General features: G+C 58.1%; 8 protein-coding genes and 1 pseudogene. 3 read left to right on the forward strand and 6 right to left on the reverse strand.

Annotation, left to right across the window (positions count from 1 at the left end; translation table 11 throughout):
• Nucleotides 1–176 precede the first annotated feature (176 nt).
• Nucleotides 177–1,034 carry an electron transfer flavoprotein subunit beta/FixA family protein gene (locus AC0L3K_RS33790; protein ID WP_204513574.1) on the forward strand — a complete coding sequence of 286 codons (858 nt, stop codon included), beginning with the start codon at nucleotides 177–179 and terminating at the stop codon, nucleotides 1,032–1,034.
• A 619-nt stretch (nucleotides 1,035–1,653) separates the two neighbouring features.
• On the opposite strand, the gene tcuC is transcribed toward AC0L3K_RS33790, so the two are convergent.
• The 4 genes from tcuC to gmd all read right to left on the reverse strand — a co-directional run bounded on the left by tcuC (nucleotide 1,654) and on the right by gmd (nucleotide 7,381).
• Nucleotides 1,654–2,970, reverse strand: coding sequence for a tricarballylate/proton symporter TcuC (gene tcuC, locus AC0L3K_RS33795; protein WP_473297721.1), 1,317 nt, complete (start codon nucleotides 2,968–2,970; stop codon nucleotides 1,654–1,656).
• Nucleotides 2,971–3,296: 326 nt separating this feature from the next.
• A complete protein-coding gene (gene glmS / locus AC0L3K_RS33800; RefSeq protein ID WP_473367633.1) occupies nucleotides 3,297–5,123 on the reverse strand; it encodes a glutamine--fructose-6-phosphate transaminase (isomerizing) in 1,827 nt (608 codons plus the stop codon).
• A gap of 229 nt (nucleotides 5,124–5,352) precedes the next feature.
• Nucleotides 5,353–6,315 (reverse strand): GDP-L-fucose synthase, encoded by a 963-nt coding sequence (fcl, locus tag AC0L3K_RS33805; protein ID WP_473367634.1) that lies wholly within the window; start codon nucleotides 6,313–6,315, stop codon nucleotides 5,353–5,355.
• Nucleotides 6,296–7,381 carry a GDP-mannose 4,6-dehydratase gene (gene gmd / locus AC0L3K_RS33810; protein ID WP_473367635.1) on the reverse strand — a complete coding sequence of 362 codons (1,086 nt, stop codon included), beginning with the start codon at nucleotides 7,379–7,381 and terminating at the stop codon, nucleotides 6,296–6,298. Before gmd ends, fcl begins: the two co-directional genes overlap by 20 nt.
• A gap of 4,992 nt (nucleotides 7,382–12,373) precedes the next feature.
• Between gmd and AC0L3K_RS33815 the strand changes: the two genes are divergently transcribed.
• Both AC0L3K_RS33815 and bioB read left to right on the forward strand, forming a co-directional pair.
• The gene (locus AC0L3K_RS33815) at nucleotides 12,374–12,793 is read left to right on the forward strand and encodes a DUF7694 domain-containing protein (protein ID WP_473367636.1); all 420 of its coding nucleotides are present in this window, start codon (nucleotides 12,374–12,376) and stop codon (nucleotides 12,791–12,793) included.
• Between the two features lie 432 nt (nucleotides 12,794–13,225).
• Nucleotides 13,226–13,899, forward strand: a pseudogene (bioB, locus tag AC0L3K_RS33820) (biotin synthase BioB); the annotation flags it as partial.
• A 51-nt stretch (nucleotides 13,900–13,950) separates the two neighbouring features.
• Here bioB and nolL read toward each other — a convergent pair.
• Together nolL and AC0L3K_RS33830 are read right to left on the reverse strand one after the other, a co-directional pair.
• Nucleotides 13,951–15,072 (reverse strand): nodulation factor fucose acetyltransferase NolL, encoded by a 1,122-nt coding sequence (gene nolL / locus AC0L3K_RS33825; RefSeq protein WP_473367637.1) that lies wholly within the window; start codon nucleotides 15,070–15,072, stop codon nucleotides 13,951–13,953.
• Nucleotides 15,073–16,679: 1,607 nt separating this feature from the next.
• On the reverse strand, nucleotides 16,680–17,075 hold the full coding sequence (locus AC0L3K_RS33830; RefSeq protein ID WP_473367638.1) for a response regulator transcription factor: 396 nt from the start codon (nucleotides 17,073–17,075) through the stop codon (nucleotides 16,680–16,682).
• Nucleotides 17,076–17,103 lie beyond the last annotated feature (28 nt).

The following is a 17,103-nucleotide window of genomic DNA, read 5'->3' on the forward strand; positions in this document are numbered from 1 at the left end:
GTTGCTGCCCGTGACTCAGATCAGCTTGAGATGACGCCCGTGCGCAAACTGTCGCAGTTGCGACAACCAGCTCGACGTCAGGCGTCATTCATCGCATTGCTTTCTAGTTGCTGGAATGCCCGGGGTGGTATGACATTTGCTGCATCGGCAGTCGGCTCGGCATTTAGGAGAAGTACATGCACAGCATCGTCTGCATCAAACAGGTCCCCGACTCCGCGCAAATCCGCGTGCACCCCGTTACGAATACGATTATGCGCCAGGGTGTGCCTACAATCATAAACCCATATGATCTCTTTGCACTGGAAGCTGCGCTCGAGCTAAGAGATAAATTCGGCGGCGAAATCACCGTCCTGACAATGGGGCCACCGTCGGCCGAAGAATCTCTCCGAAAGGCACTAACATTTGGTGCCGATCGCGCTGTCCTGCTCACCGACCGTAGCTTCGCGGGCTCCGATACGCTGGCGACGAGTTACGCGTTGGCCTGCGCGATTCGCAACATCGAGAGGGAATATGGCCCACCGGACGTCATATTCACTGGCAAGCAGACGATCGACGGCGATACGGCGCAGGTGGGACCTGGCATTGCAAGGCGGCTCGGAGTCCAGCAGCTTACTTATGTTTCCACAATCAAAGCGTTAGACTTCAAGCTACGCACCATCGAGGCCGAACGACGCTGCGAAGGAGGCGTCCAGGTGTTGCGTTCCAAGCTGCCGTGTCTCGTCAGCATGTTAGAGGCAACAAATCAAATTCGTCGCGGCGCAATGACAGATGCTTTGCGTGCCGCCCGTACCGCAATCGTAAAATGGAGCGCCCAAAGCGCCGGCGTGGATGACATGACCAATTGCGGTCTGAGGGGTTCGCCGACCGTCGTCAAACGTGTTTTCGCGCCCTCCGCGCGAGCGGAGAAAGCCACGTGGGTGGAGGCGGCCGAGCAGCCGGCGCAAGCATTGATCGACGCTATGTTCAAGCGCAACCCTATGCTCGAAACGGAGCTCGCACAGCTCGCCTCATCTGCGCAAGCTCGCGGTGCGTGAAGTCACGGTTGCTCGAGCGCAGCGAGCAACAGCCTGGGTCTGGTTACGCATTGGCCCATCGCTCGTTGTACAGGCACGACCAAACTTCTCGACCACTCCCCGCCAGATGCGACAAGAAGGTGAGCCTTCAACCTGCGTATCCGAGCGCCGAGAGGTCGGTATCGGACCAGGATACAAGACGGCCCGCTACGCTAACGTTTGTCGCTACCTGCGAGACGACCAGTCCGCTGGGGAATTCACGCAGCCCGACGATGTGCGCGTTCGAGTTTTGTGGCGGCCGCACAGAATATCAGGGCGTGGAGCTCGCACGAGGGATCCCAGTCCTCGCGCGAAATCCGCCGTGTTTCACGCGACTGCAAGTGCGGGCAGCGCACCGTCCGACCACAGGACGGAATCGAGGTTGGCTGATAAGCTCAGCCTTTCCCGGTCAACATCACCGCCAGCTCGTCCCTATACTGCCCAGATCACATAGGAAGAACGGTGATCGGCAGAACGGCCGCGCACCATCGTGAAAATCACCGCAGGGATAGTCGCGCACCAACTTCAGTTCAGCCTTGGGCCCCCAACGTCCCGCGGGCGCGCGTGCTAACGCGTGGTAAATTGCGCGCTTACCGCCGGGTTAGGCCGCTCGGGTCGCAACGGCTTTCGCAACTCTCTTGGTGTTTCCTGGATAAATCGTGAGCGCGGCGATAATGCCGAGCAAAGCCGCAAACATCAACCAGAAACCGGGCGACGCCTTGTCATCTGTCCGGTCGATCAGCCAGGTCGATGCAAGCGGCGTAAACGTGCCAAACAGAGCCGCGGCGAGTGCGAACGCCAAAGAAAAGCAAGTTGTGCGAATGTGCTTCGGCACGATTTCGACCAGAGCGCCCAACATGGCGCCGCTATAGGTGCCAAAGTAAAACGAGAACATCATCTCAACGATCAGCATCTTGCCAAAGCTTGGGTCCGTTACAAGCCAAGACAACGCTGGATATGCAGTCACCAAGGCAAGGCCGGCAATGGTCAGCAGGACCGGTTTCCGGCCGATTCTGTCGGAAATCGCGCCGCCAATTGGGTTCCAGATGAAGTTCGTCACCGCGACCAAAAGCGTCACCAAGAGCGTGTTCTGCGAGGACAACTGCAATACGTGCCTGCCGAACGTAGGCGTGTACACCGTCACGAAATAGAATGTCGTGGTCGTCAGCATCGCGATCATCATGCCGAGAATGACGATGCGCCAGTTCGCAAGTGTGGAGGCAAAGACCTCGCGGGCCGTTGGGTGGTTCTTCATGACCAGAAACTCCGGAGTTTCCTCCAGCGTCCGGCGCAGGAAGAAGATAAGCGGTACGATCAAGCAGCCAAGGAAGAAGGGGATCCGCCAGCCCCAAGCGGCAACCATTTCGGCCGGAAGTGCTTCGCTCAAAAAATATCCGATAAGAGCCGCGACAAAGATCGCAACCTGCTGGCTCGAGGACTGGAAAGATGTGTAAAAGCCGCGGTTGCCCGGCGTGGCAATCTCGGAGAGGTAAACGGAAACACCACCAACCTCAACGCCGGCAGAAAAGCCCTGCAACAGCCGTCCGAACAGCACGATCGCAGGTGCGGCAATGCCGATCGTCGCATAGCCCGGACAAAAGGCGATGATGATGGTGCCAATGGCCATGATCGAAAGCGTGATGATCAGGCCTTGCCGACGGCCAATCTGGTCAATATAGGCTCCAAGCACGATCGCACCAACAGGTCGCATCAAGGCACCCAACCAGAACACACCGAAGGTGTTAAGCAGTGAAGCGGTTTCGCTTCCTGATGGAAAGAACGCGTTTCCGATCGCACTGGCGTAGAACCCGAACAAGAAGAAGTCGAACTGCTCGAGGAAGTTGCCGCTCGTGGCACGTAATATGGCGCCAATGCGCGATTTGGCATTTGAGGCGTGCGCAATGGGCGCTGGTGACATGGCGAGTTTCCTCTCGATTTTGAAATGGCCGCTTCCGGAGAAAATCTCACGGCAGCCGCGTGCAGTTTCATGGCCGCGAATCGGCCATCAGGGCACTATCGACCAAGCCGTAAGCGCCTGACGTTTCCGGCATATTTTCGGCAATTGCCGCCAAACTCTCACCATTTCCGCTCGTGCAGCAGGAGTGACTCTCAAGCTACTGAAGCCTCGGGGCGGTTTCGGTGACAGGCTTGTTGTCTGTGGCCTAGCCGAAGTTCTCATCGAGCGCACCGATATGCAGTAAAAGGGGGGAAGGACGAGATGGGACCAGGTCGCATCACCTTGCCTTATTCGACGGTTACCGATTTCGCGAGGTTTCGGGGTTGGTCGACGTCCGTGCCCATGAGGATGGCCGTGTGGTAGGCCAGGAGCTGCACCGGAATCGCATAGACTATCGAGGTAAATGTCGCACCCATCTCCGGCAGCACAATGGTCGCGAGCGAATCCATGGACACTTCGGCGGCTCCCCTGACGTCCGTTATCAAGATAATCTTGCCACCGCGTGCGGCGACCTCCTGCATGTTCGAGAGGGTCTTTTCGAACACCCGGTCGGAAGGAGCGATGACGATTACGGGAACACTCTCGTCGACCAAGGCGATCGGGCCGTGCTTGAGCTCTCCGGCCGCATAGCCCTCGGCGTGAATATAGGAAATCTCCTTAAGCTTGAGTGCCCCTTCCAGGGCCAGTGGAAACGACGTGCCGCGACCAAGATATAGCACGTCACGCGATTTGCTGATGTCGCGTGCGAGCTTCTCGATCTGTGGCTCGCTGGCAAGCGCCGCGCTAATTAGCCGAGGAAGTTCGATCAGCTCGCGTACAAGATCGATGCTGGCGCTCTCCGACAATTCACCGCGCGCCTCACCCGCAGCGACCGCAAGCGCCGCCAGGACGACCAGCTGGCATGTGAACGCCTTGGTCGAGGCAACGCCAATTTCGGGCCCCGCGAGTATCTGCAATACTGTCCCGCTTTCGCGCGCAATGGTCGAACTCAGTACGTTCACGATCGAGAGGGTATGCAGACCTTGCGATTTGGCATAGCGGAGCGCAGCCAGCGTATCGGCCGTCTCGCCGGACTGCGAGATGAAGATAGCAAGATCTCCCTTGCGCATCGGCGCCTCACGATAGCGAAATTCGGAGGCGACATCGAGCTCGACCGGAATACGAGCCAGCCGCTCGAACCAGTATTTGGCGATGTGGCCGGCGTAGCCGGCCGTACCGCAAGCCGTGACCGAGATATGTCCGATCTCATTGAAGTCGAACGGAAGCTCCTGCGGCAGTACCACGCTCTCGGTGGCAGTATCGACGTAATGGGCAAGCGTATGCCCGATCACCTCTGGCTGTTCGTGGATTTCCTTCGCCATGAAGTGGCGGTAGTTCGCTTTATCGACGAGAGCCGACGACGCGCCAGAGTTCACCACATCCCGGCGGACGACTGTGCCTTGTGCGTCGTAGACCACGCTGAAGTTGCGGTTGAGCACAGCCCAATCGCCATCCTCAAGGTAGGTGATCAAGTCGGTAAGGGGCGCGAGCGCGATAGCATCCGATCCGAGATACATTTCGCCGTCGCCATGCCCGATCGCGAGTGGTGAGCCCTTGCGCGCACCGATCATGAGGTCGTGTCGACCTTTGAACAGGATTGCAAGCGCAAACGCGCCCACTAGCCGTGGCAGCGACGCTTTTACTGCGTCCTGCGGCGAGCAGCCATTCTTCAGATAAGAGTCGATGAGATGTGCCACCACCTCCGTGTCTGTTTCAGAGGCGAAACAAGCGCCATGCTGTTTCAGCTCCGCGCGCAGCTCGCGGAAATTCTCGATTATGCCGTTATGGACGACCGCAACATTGTCCGTTGCATGCGGATGAGCATTGTGCTCGGTCGGCTTGCCGTGAGTAGCCCAGCGCGTGTGCCCGATCCCGACATGGCCTGAGAGTGGATGGCAGCGAACGCGCGTCTCAAGGTTCCGCAGCTTCCCCTCGGCGCGTCGAAGTTCGATATGATTTCCTTTGAGCGTTCCGATGCCTGCTGAGTCGTAGCCGCGATACTCCAGTCGTTTTAGTGAATCGATGAGTCGATCCGCGACCGGACCGCGCCCCAAGATGCCAACAATTCCGCACATGCTAATCAGTTTACCTCAAGTTCAACACAGAGCGGGCCGGAAGGCGCGCCTGACCAATTCACTCGCTAGTATCGGCCAAGCTAGCCGTGCCGGCCCTCCATCCGGCCTGCGTCACCAGCAGGCGCGCGAGCTCCAAGAAAAGCGTGGAGCCCTGTCGAATTCTCCGGGAGTATCCTAAAGCAACTTTCTGGACGGACAATGAGCCCCGTCAGCGGCTAGCAGCGCATGATTACTCCGTTTGTCCCGATGTAGCCGATAGCGACAAGAAGGTCTCGTAGGTCTGCCGCATTCCATCTGCAAGCCATGTTCTCGCGCGCCAGCCGAGTTTGTCGAGACGGCCGACATCGAGCAGCTTGCGCGGTGTGCCGTCGGGACGCGAGGTATCGAAACTGATTTCGCCCTGGTAGCCGACGATTTCGGCAACGACACGCGCGAATTCGGTGATAGTGATGTCCTCACCGGTGCCGATGTTCATCAGCTCGGCACTCGAATAGGTCTTCATCAGGTGCACGCAGGCATCCGCCATGTCGTCGACATAAAGGAACTCACGCCGCGGCGTGCCGGTGCCCCAGACGACGACATTCTTCGCGCCAGAAACCTTGGCCTCGTGGAAGCGGCGGATCAGGGCGGCGACCACGTGGCTATACTCGGGATGATAATTGTCGCCAGGGCCGTAGAGATTGGTCGGCATCACGCTGATGAAGTCGGATCCATACTGCGCGCGATAGGCCTCGATCATCTTGATGCCGGCAATCTTGGCGATCGCATAGGGCTCGTTGGTGGGCTCCAGCGGACCGGACATCACCGACTCCTCGCGCAAGGGCTGCGGAGCCAGCTTCGGATAGATGCAGGAGGAGCCGAGAAACATCAGCTTCTCGGCGCCACTCAGATGCGCGGCATGGATCACGTTCGCCGCAATCGCGATGTTGTCATAGATGAATTCGGCGCGCAGCGTGGCGTTGGCGACGATGCCGCCGACCTTGGCAGCGGCTAGGAAAATCACCTGTGGCCGCACGCGCGCAAACCAGTCGAACACGGCGGCTTGATTGCAGAGATCGACCTCGCGCCGGTCCACCGTCACGAGATTCACGTCCTCCCGTGCGAGCCGGCGCACAAGCGCACTGCCGACCATGCCGCGATGACCCGCGACGTAGACGCTTTTGCCCTTCAGCTCAAACCGTGCGTTTGCCACCGGCCCCATCCCGTTTGGCGTCCGCCAGGTCGCTCGCCATCATTTCCGCGACGAGCTCCGCAAAACTCCGCTTCGGCTTCCAGCCGAGCACCTCGCGTGCCTTGCTGGCGTCGCCGACGAGCAGATCGACCTCGGTGGGGCGGAAATAGGTCGGATCGATTTTCACCACCGTCTTGCCGCTCGTCTCGTCCACGCCGGTCTCCTCGACGCCTGCGCCGCGCCATGCGATGCGGCGGCCGAGCTGGGCGAACGATAGCTCGACCATCTCGCGCACCGAGTGTATCTCGCCGGTGGCGAGCACGAAATCGTCGGGCTTGTCGGCTTGCAGGATCTTGTGCATGCCCTCGACGTAGTCGCGCGCGTGGCCCCAGTCGCGCTTGGCTTCGAGATTGCCGAGATAGAGCGTCTCCTCTAGCCCGACCTCGATACGGGCGACAGCGCGCGTGATCTTGCGGGTCACAAACGTCTCACCGCGGATCGGGCTCTCGTGATTGAACAGGATGCCGTTGCTCGCGAACATGCCATAGGCTTCGCGGTAGTTCACCGTGATCCAGTAGCCGTAGAGTTTTGCCACGCCGTAGGGCGAGCGCGGATAGAACGGCGTGGTCTCCTTCTGCGGGATCTCCTGGACGAGGCCGTAGAGCTCGGAGGTCGAAGCCTGGTAGAACCGCGTCTCCTTCTCCATGCCGAGGATGCGGATTGCTTCCAGCAGGCGGAGTACGCCGATGCCGTCGGCATTGGCCGTGTATTCCGGGCTCTCGAAGCTGACGGCGACGTGGCTCTGGGCGGCGAGATTGTAGATCTCGGTCGGCCGGATCTGCTGCACCAGGCGGATCAGATTGCTTGAGTCCGTCATGTCGCCGTAGTGCATCAGGAACGGCACGTTGCCGACATGCGGGTCCTGGTAGAGATGATCGACCCGCGCGGTGTTGAACGAGGACGAACGCCGCTTGATGCCGTGCACGACATAGCCGAGCGACAGCAGGTATTCGGCGAGATAGGCGCCGTCCTGGCCGGTCACGCCGGTGATCAGAGCGACCCGCCGTTTGCTCTCGTGGTTTAACAAGTCATCTCTCTGCGCAGGTTAATGTCGTTCCCCGATCGACGCGTCAATCGCGTCTGGCTCTTCCAATGCGGAAGCGTCACGCTCTCGATCTGCCGAAGTGTGGACCCTCTACAGGCATTGCGTCGATTGCTCAACTGTACTGAGGTAAACCTTCCACGGCGAAAGGGTTTTGAAGGACTATACGAAAGTTTGTAGTCCGGCAGATCTCGTTTGGCCTTCGTCAGGCGCTTCTCTATCGTTTAGGTGCGACCAATGAATTGCGGCGCAGCTAAGGGGTAAGCAGACCGTTTGGCCGTGAAGCTCCCACAGTCTCTCGGTGCTCAGCTCGCGCGTCAAGCCAGGGAGTTTCCCTCATTTCTTGTCCTTACCTGAGAGCTTACCAGTCTTGCTGTTCGTCCAGTGCAACTGCGCGCAAGCCGGGCCAACAAAGCCTAGAAATTCGCTCTCTGAAGGCGCGCATATTGGCTCTGTGCGGTTTGAGTTCATAGCAAATGCATGAATGAGGCAGGTGCACCTGCTTTACCAAACCTCAAGGGAGATTATCGCGACTGGCCGTGTGCTCTGCCCCCTTACGACGAATTCAGTTGCGGAAACAATCTGGCGGTTCATTGCGCGCGAGTGCGTCTCGGAGTGGACAATAATGGTGCGTCTAGCGCGCGGACGACGGCGGTACTATGGACAGGCGAAGACCGGATGTGCGTGAACAAAGCGGCTTGAGCGCAGCCGGTGTCATTGAAACGGTTAGCTGATCCCGAGCGCCCCTTCTGTTATCGATACGGCGGCAAGGTCCCGGTTCTTGAGCCCGCTTTCGGGGAAACCAACCCGGAGTGACGGATCAATCGCGTTCTATCTCAATTATCGCACTTGATTTGCAGCCCCTCCGAGAAAGAGTTGGAATGAGCTGCGCGCTAAGGGCGTCGAGCTGGGTATTTGACCACGCGCCGCCTGCTCGAATGCGACAAAAGCAGCGTAAGCTTAGAGGCACACCCTCGAAGTGGATCGCCCGTTTATTGAGTTCGAACGCAGCGTTGCGCTCAATCAAGGCCGAGATCAAATCTTCGGTCGCTCGCGGGGTCTAGACTTGCACATCATTTCCTTTCGGAGGCGCTCACATGAGCTCTCAACACTCGTTCGTCAGGTCTCATTGCCTGGAGCGGCGCTCGGCCTTGGGGCAATTGTCGGGCCTGCATGTGGAGCAGATCCAGCTCGCGGAGTACCGGCATCTCTCTTGCTGCCGCAATAGGCGCTGCCGAAGGCCAGCAGCTGCGCGCGCTCCTCTTGGTCATCTAGTCTGCTTTCTTTCAAGGACGCCGCGTCCGTCCGACCATGGCATGACGTGCATTCGGGCATAGTGATAAGCGCACCATGATGACAGCTTTTGGCGCGGTCCCCTCACAACGGGTTCGCCGCACATATACGCCGTTCCAGGATCGCCATTCTTGAAGCCAACAATGGCCCGGCATTGGCCCTCACAGTGATCGACGAGCAAGACCCTGTTTGATTTATCGGGTCTTCTCACATTACCGCTCCGGGACAGCGCACAATCTCCCGGCGGCTCGTTGGGCACTCGGTGCCCGCAAACGTCTTTCGAAGCCTCCAATGGTGGATTGGTCCTTCTTACATGTGAGCGATGGTGTCTTCATACGGCTCGGCGAGTTTCGTTGACAGAACAGAAATAGCTTCCTTCGCACTCAGCGCGATCCTCGAGCCGCTTTGGCAGAAGACCTCTCATCGCACGCGATCGCGCTCCGCTTTAGCCCACAGGAATTCTGAAGCGGCCGAAGATTGATGCTAACTAGCTGCGCACTCTACAATCTGACGCTACGTGCGGTTCAATCCCCCTGGGGGCTAATCGCGTGAATATGTCAAACTCGTATTTGTTCGCCGGCAGCCAGCCGCGAAGCGAGGAGGGCGGCAGGCGCTTTACCAAATCAGCTGGCTTTCGGTATTCGTGGTCTGCGGAATCGCGCAGCTCAGGTCCGCTGAGTTGTGCGCGCAGAGCGACGCCGAGCTGTGAGGCTACTCATCGCTAGACGACGAGTGACCAGCGAGTCCCTGAAGTTCTTGGAACGTCCATGGGATAGGAGCTGCCTCGCCGCCGGAATCAATCGTCCATGGCGAGAAGGCTCTCTCTCGCGTGTGTGCGAATTGGCTTCGGCCTATCCAGCCGAGCTTCCGCTCCCACGATCCTAATGGGGCTGTTCCCGGGACTTTGTGGAGCCGCGGCGGCCGGGCGGAATAGGAACCAAGATTAGACGGGAGCGCGCTATTCTCGTGAGTGAGCCGAATTCTGGGGCACCAACAGTGACTTCGCTGTTCTCGATAACTTTGAGCTATCGACCTCGAAAGGCGCCACCAGGTCCAGGCCACGTCAGGTCAACGATCATTGCGGGTTCGATACCTGTGGGAAGATCTGCCTGGCCGTCATACGTTTGGAAAGGCCATCAAGCGGTGCTCAGCCCTGGTCCCGTTGAGTATCGCGGCTTGGGTCCAGATTGGCGTGTTTGCTACAATCGTGGTTGGTATCAAAGAGTTGCTATTGGGATCTGCAACGTCAGATCGGCCGAAGCGAAAGACGACGGTTCTGGAGGCAATCAGACGTCTCATGGAACGAGCAGCGTAGTTGGCCATCCTCTCTGATGGGCCGCCAAGGCCTTCGTAGGGGGCGCCGATCGGCGTTCCCGCCCCTCATCTTGAGGCGCGAGCGATTGTTAGACCGGCATTCTCTAGCGCATCCAAAATCCTATTAGCAGCCGCCCGCGGGGCGCGCTGCTCCTCTCCGCTCACGTTACAGGCCAACGTAGCAGCGATGATCTCGTGCGCCGTTTTGCGCTGGAGGCAATCGTACTCGGCATGCTCACCACAAGCATTGCAGGTGATCACTGGTCGGCCCGCCCAGGGATCGTGCATTGCGACCTCGCACCAGCTTTCTGTATGACATTTCGGGCAAAGCATAGATCGAGAGTTCCCTTGAGGTCAGAGCTCGTGCGCTACGTGGTCATCACTTGAACGACTACTTGGTAGCCATTGCTGCAGAAGCATTGATACTCCGAAGGCCGTGTCGCCTGTCCGCGAAACGAAAACCACGATCGAGACCGGCCCGGAGGCCGCCCAGGCACCCGAAGGGGTTCCGGCGTGAGCGACCAGTTGACGCATCTCTGGCGACAATGCCTTCGATCGCGCCGCCTCGGTGCGCTTCTGGAACCGACGTCGGACGGATCACGGCGAGCATCGGCACATGAACGCTGAGAGACGATCGTCAAGCGCATCCGGCAAAGGGCTCTCCGTCGCGATCTTGACCGCGGCTTCACGAAGCGCCGGCTCATCCGGCCACTTGCTAAAGCCGTCTCCAACTTTCATTCCGCTCTGAGCAGCAAGGCGCTGATCTCCGGACGGCGACCTCCGCCGTGAGCAATATCTCAAATCGGCAATCGCCACGCGGCGATGCTGTTCGATCTTAGAAACCGGTTCTGCCGGTTCATCCCGAGATCTTGCAACGAGTCGCCGAGCCCGCCTCAACTGAGGCGTTTTGGGGCCACCGCGGGCGTTCTCAAGTCTGAGCTCCAAATCACACCAATTTTGTCGCCCGGAAGCTGTTGTACGGCTAGGCGCGCTCGCCAGCGGCATGAAGACCTTACAATCTGACGCTACGTCCGATTCAAGCCCTTATGTTGAGAGTCGCCCATTTGGCACGGGGACCTGACGCGAATCCAATCTCCATTATCATTTTGCGTTGACGCGATGTTTTCAAGTGGGCGTTCTCAACCGAGAAGACCGTAGTGAAGATTACTCGACTCGCTTGGGGTTATTGCGAGTGGCTTGGTCGCATCTCAGACATCGACAGAGCGGACGGTAGATGAAGGCGAATGAGGTGCGTTTGCGAAAGCCAGCCTACGGGATCTTACGTAGGTCATGTGTCGCATTTTGTTGATCTAAATATTGCATCGTCTTTTGCATGAAGCAGAAGAAGCCATTCTCCGACGCCAAACATTGGCGAGGGCGTGCGGAAGCGACGCGAGTAAAAGCGGAGTCGCTCGAGGACGACACATCCAGATGCAGGCTCCTCAAGGTCGCTGAGGAATATGATAAGTTGGCCCGCCTCGCGGAGGGGCAGCAGAGAAATGGGGTTGACGGGCAGTTCTGATCGCCGTCGGAGCGATCGTTGCATCGAAGGTCAATGCGTCGCGATCGCGGCGCGGAAGCCTCTCCGTGGGACGGCTCTCGGGTTGAACTTCGAAACGCCCTCATACGGTAACGCCGATGAGCGAGGCTGTTCAAAAGTGCGGTCCGCGCGTCCGAGCCTCTGGCCGTGAATCAATTGTGAGTAAGGTTGGTCGGCCACATAGATGACGCATTGACGGTGTCTCAGGCGACAAGCCGGCTAACCCTGGACATGAGAAGGAATGAGATGAAGCCCACCGTCAGATCGTCGCAAGAGCGAAATTGCAAGCCTCTCGCTCGACGAACTGTCGAAGCATCGACGTCGCCTTGCATCATCTGCTGAAGCCGGCCACGTGTCTTTGGGTGACAAACTAGCGGATGGCCGGATCATGCCACGCGAATTGGCTTCCGCCGCCATTTTGGCTATGAAGCGTTTCAGTCGAATTGTGGCATCTTGCACCAACACCGTTAGCTCAACGCCATAACGTTACGGACTTGTTAAGGCGAAGAGGCGAGCGGAAGCTCCTGCTGGCAGCTTGCGTAGCCAAACCGGCGTAGATTGTCTGCGCGGATCGTGTGAGTCAGGCAAGTTCGCAGCAAGTCACGCATGACGTGAAAATACAAATGATAATTACGGTCGAAAGACCAACACAACAGAAATCTTTGAGTGGACGATTCCGGACAGAACCGATGTTCTTCATCCAGGTAAGTTGGTGCAGGTGATCAGGAGTATCTGGGACTGGCCATGCCGGGTAGCAGCCGCACGATGGAAGTGTCGGACGACACGTGTGGTGCCGGAGTCAACTCTGTCTCTCGAAACAAGGAGAACGCGTGAGGAAACAAATTGCGGAAAGACTCGAGGCGGGGCGCGTACGCGATGGCCGATTCGCCACCGCACCGGGATCTGGTCCTTCCGGTCTCTTCTACGTGCAGGGGCCTTGTGGCTGTCAACTCAAGATCATCGGCTTCGTCCGTCCGGGATGGGAGCATGTCTCAGTGTCGACGCCACGGCGTTCTCCAAATTGGGACGAAATGTGCCTCGTCAAAGATCTGTTTTGGGATCAGGAGGAATGCGTGATGCAGCTGCATCCTCCTCGTTCGCAGTATGTGAACAATAGTCGCTATTGCTTGCATCTCTGGAGGCCGACACGTCAGGTTATTCCGATGCCTTCCGCAGCTTTCGTGGGCATCGTCGGGCTCGGGCCGTCTGAAGCGGCAATTCTGTTTGGGCAGGTGAGTGCCGGGTCATAACGGATCTCGCCGCGTCGGTGTAAAGTCGAGCGGCGGTAAAGTACTCTGCTGTTTCCCGCAGATCATCTTGGAGAGTCCAGGGGGATGTGCGCAGCGGGCGACGAGCACACGGTCGGTGACGAATTAAATTAGATCCGTCGCTCCGTTATACATGTGGCGCGGCCAAACCACATTTGTATCAGGAAACGATCCTATGGGGCGCAACCACGCATAGGCTGGTTGCCTTAGTGAGGCGCGTCGGGGAATGTTGTTGCGCGTGCCTCGATCTGCGAGGAGGTCCTGCATGAGAGGGCGGCTATTAGGCTGATGCGGGCGCCATCCCGGGCGCAACTCGGCGATTATTCCCGTTTAATCCCGGGCAAGAGTGTTGCTTTGCGGAGCTACGCACGACGGTATCGTCTGTATGATCGAGCGAAAGTCTCGGGGGATGCTGTGGAAGGCGAAGGCAATAGCGCCACCACAGCGCGCCGGTCCGCCTGGCAACGTGCCGCGGCGGAAGGGTTTACGCGCTTCTATTTGCTGACCTCCTATTTCAGGCCCACACCGTTCATCGCGGCGATTTCCACCCAAATCACGTCGAAACCGCAAGCCTGCTTAGCATTAAGACCGGCGGTTGTCCTGAAGATTTCGCCTACTGTGCACAGAGCGTGCATTACGACACTGGCCTGAAGGCAACTCGCTTGCTGGATCGCGTTGATGTGGTCGCCGCCGCGCAGCGCGCCAAGGCCGCCGGCGCGACTCGCCTCTGGCTGGCTGCGGCCTGGCGCAGTCTAAAGGACCGCGACCTCGATCAGGTCTGCGACATGATTGCTGCCATTAAACGTGTTGATATGGAGAGTGCGCAACGCTCGGCATGCTCACGCAAAGCAAGCCGAACGGCTCGCCGACGCCGGCCTCGACTTCTACAATCACAACGTGGACACTTCTCCGGAGTTCTACCGCAGCATCATCACTACCCGGACCTTGCAGGATCGCAGCGACACTCTTTCACGCGTGCGTGGGTAGGGCACCAAAGTCTGCTGCGGCGGCATTATTGGTATGGGTGAGCACGTCGAGGACCGTTTCGGCATGCTGTACTGCTGGCCAATCTTCGCAACCATCCGGATTAGTCGATGACGTCGCAACACTCTGCCGCACTCAAACAAAAAAAAGTACAGCTAGTTCATTGCAGGTTTGGCTTGCGGGAGCCCCGCGCGTGGTGGCATTCCAAGGACCAGCTGAGACAGATATGGAACGCCGCGAACGATGGAGCGGACCGTTAGCGCGATCGCAACGATGGCGGCCCCGAGCACACCCGCGATGATCAACCGCGTCGTGAGATCCCAAAAGTCTCCGAACTGTATGAAATCCATGAGACGGAACACGGTACCCTGGACGAGATAGAGCAGCAGCGTGGTCTGACCCAGCTCCACAGCGATAAACCGGGCAATTCGATTTGAATGGCCAAAGCTCCAGCATTGCAGCAGGAGTTCGATAGCGATTGCCGAGGCAGCTGCAGCGCCAACAAACATCAGAAGCACGTCTTTGGCCGACCGAAAATCGTGAATGACCCCAAGATTATTGTACACATAAGTGTCCTTGCCCCAAGCTAGAAAGGATACGCAAGTCATTATCGAAAGAAAGAAAATCAGGAGCAGCTTGTGATTTCGCGATGTGCTCGTCCATCGTTCTCTCGAATCGGCAAGCAAGAATCCCAAGCAGAAGAACGGGTAAGTGAATCTGATCAGAGGGGATATGGAGAACGTCAGAGGCGCGAGTGCGACCAGTATGGCTGAGCCAGATACGGCCCAAGATCGGTGGCTGAGTTTGGTAAAAATCTTGAGGAGAAGGTAGGAAAATAACGTGGCCCAGATGAACCAGTATGTGCCGGCGAGATCGTCTACAAGTTCCCAAAGTCCGCTCGTTAGGCTGGTCGCGCGCCACAATGCCGCTAACTTAGCTGTCTCCATTAACGCCCACCAAAACAGCATCGGCAGCAAAAGCTGCTTCGCACGGTCGCTGACGGCTCCAACGAAGGACTTTTGAACCAGCGATCGAAAAGAAAGATATCCGCTTATCGCCATGAAGAGTGGCATGTGAAACATATAGATCGATTTGTAGTAGGGCGAATACCAAAACCCGTCGTCTCGATAGATGACGTACTGGATCAGGTGCCCAACGATCACCAAAACAATGAGCGCACCTTTCGCGAAATCTAAGCTTAGATCTCGATCGCTTGCCTTTGTCGCGCGCGAGCTCGGGACGATCGTTCCAGTTACGGATAGCAATGTATCAAACATCTAAATATCTGTTGTTGACGAGCCGGCGGCCCATTGTTCGCTTCTTCTGCCTCATTTTCGTTCCAAGCGAAAGGTGATGGCGGGAGCTTTTGGGAGGGGAATAAGCCCAGCGTGTTAGGCCTTGAAGAATTAGCTGTGGGCCGAGCGTGTCTGTTGCCTCAGGGAACTTTGCGGCAGAGAAAAGATATCGAATTGGGAAATGCCGGTGTAGCAGAACGGGCGCGGCATACTACTTGCAGGCGCGGTTGTGGGAGGAAGGCTGTCGCGCTCAGCCTCCCACTCAGCCCGACGCATCTCAGACCCGGCAGATGCGTCGGGCTTCTTCTGTTGGCCCAGAACAATCGACGTTTGGTCCGTCACCTCCTTGACGACGAGGTGCTTACGCTAATGGGGGCTTCTAAAACTGAACTCGGGCACGCCAAGATGGGGCGCTATGCGCGCATGCGGATAGCGGTGCTCAGCAGTTCTAGAGCAAAAGCCGAGAACGAACGCTTCGTGATTGAGATGCTCGTTCGGTTTCGTGTAACTCACGCCGTGAACCGCCGGTCCCGAGACGACTTTCCTCGCAAAGCTCCGCCGGAATGATTCCTGCTGCACCTTGTAAACGGCTCGGCCTGGATTGCTGCTGCACAACTGCGGTCCTCACAAACTCCGCTCCCGTGTGATGGGCACAGGCTCATCAGGACCAGGCGTGCAACCGCCTGCGCGAGTGGAGTGCCATCTCTTGCTGAAGCTCGTTGATTGGTGTGCATCCGGCGTAGGCCCTACTTAGATCGTACTTGGTCGGATGACCAATTGCGTTCAAGTGAGCGATGTTCAGAGAGCGCAAGTTTCCGCGCCAACGAGGTCACCTTCGGCGGACCTCATTCTGGAACTGAGATAAGCAGCTCGCAGAGTCGCTCCCGACCCCAGGATTGCTCAGTCGCGCGCGATCGAAGAATTGGCGCATACCACCCGGTTAGCTTTGGAAACGGGAAGGATGTAGGCCGAAAAATGTCATCGTGACCAGAGGCGCGGACGCGCTCCCGGCGACAACGCAGCCCGCCAGCCGGAAGCGTGTATTGCATGCTCACGCTCACGGTCGCGGCGAGTAGAAAGGACACCGCCGCCGCGGATCCGGTCCGGCACGCGGGCTCATCGCGCGTCCAAGCCGAGCGCTTTGGGGGACCGGACCGTTGTGTCGGCGGCGTGAATGCGTTCGCTAACAAAGGCATGGCTTGAGATCGCATCGGCCAGCCGCAACGGATGCGTAAGTTTCGGGTGCTTCGGGTTGCTGGGGTCGGACACAGGTTGGCGAATCTGTCGGTGCAAACGTTCGACCGCTTCGCAAACCGTCCTGCCGCTGCGAGGGTGGTGTGCACCGTCATTGAAAGGGAAGGGGGCATCGCCTCGTCGGATTGCGCGATCATACAGGGGCTTCTTGTCAGGAGACCGATGTTGCAAGTGCTTCAACGGGATTTCGAAAGCGGAATAACAGCGATATGAATGCGGCAAGATGGAAAGGCGTTGGTTGCCACTGGCACGCTGTAAGCGCGGGTAATCGCCCATTGATAGACATCGCAAGCGCCGTGCAGGTTGCGGCTTGGTCCGGATTGCTTCCCCATCTTTCAGGCGTCCGTTCCGTCACGATGCTCGTGCAGCGCTTTATCGAGGCAGGCTATCAACTCCAGACCGGCAAAGGGTTTGGGAAAAAAGCCAGTCACGCCGGCTTTCAACGCGCGGGCTCGCGTGCGATCATCCGCGAAGGCAGTAATCAAGATGAATGGCGCAGCGTGGCCCTGGGCCCGCATCCGTTCCAAAAGTTCAAAGCCGCTCATCATGGGCATCTGCACGTCGGTAATGACACAGGACGTATCGTTCAATTGAGACGACCGCAAGAAATCCTCAGCCGATGCAAACGTATGAACGATGTGGCCCTGCGATTTTAAAAGATTGTTCAGTGCGGCACGAATTGAAGGATCGTCGTCGACGACGGAGATAATTGAATACTTAGACAAGACCACCCGTCCTCGTTCGGCGAAGGCACTGGCC

Source organism: Bradyrhizobium sp. MI1.10 (genome assembly GCF_055811035.1).

Coding starts and splice junctions, on each gene's coding strand:
- tcuC (WP_473297721.1), bottom strand. CDS start 2,970: ATGTCACCAGCGCCCATTGCGCACGCCTCAAATGCCAAATCGCGCATT.
- nolL (WP_473367637.1), bottom strand. CDS start 15,072: ATGTTTGATACATTGCTATCCGTAACTGGAACGATCGTCCCGAGCTCG.
- AC0L3K_RS33790 (WP_204513574.1), top strand. CDS start 177: ATGCACAGCATCGTCTGCATCAAACAGGTCCCCGACTCCGCGCAAATC.
- glmS (WP_473367633.1), bottom strand. CDS start 5,123: ATGTGCGGAATTGTTGGCATCTTGGGGCGCGGTCCGGTCGCGGATCGA.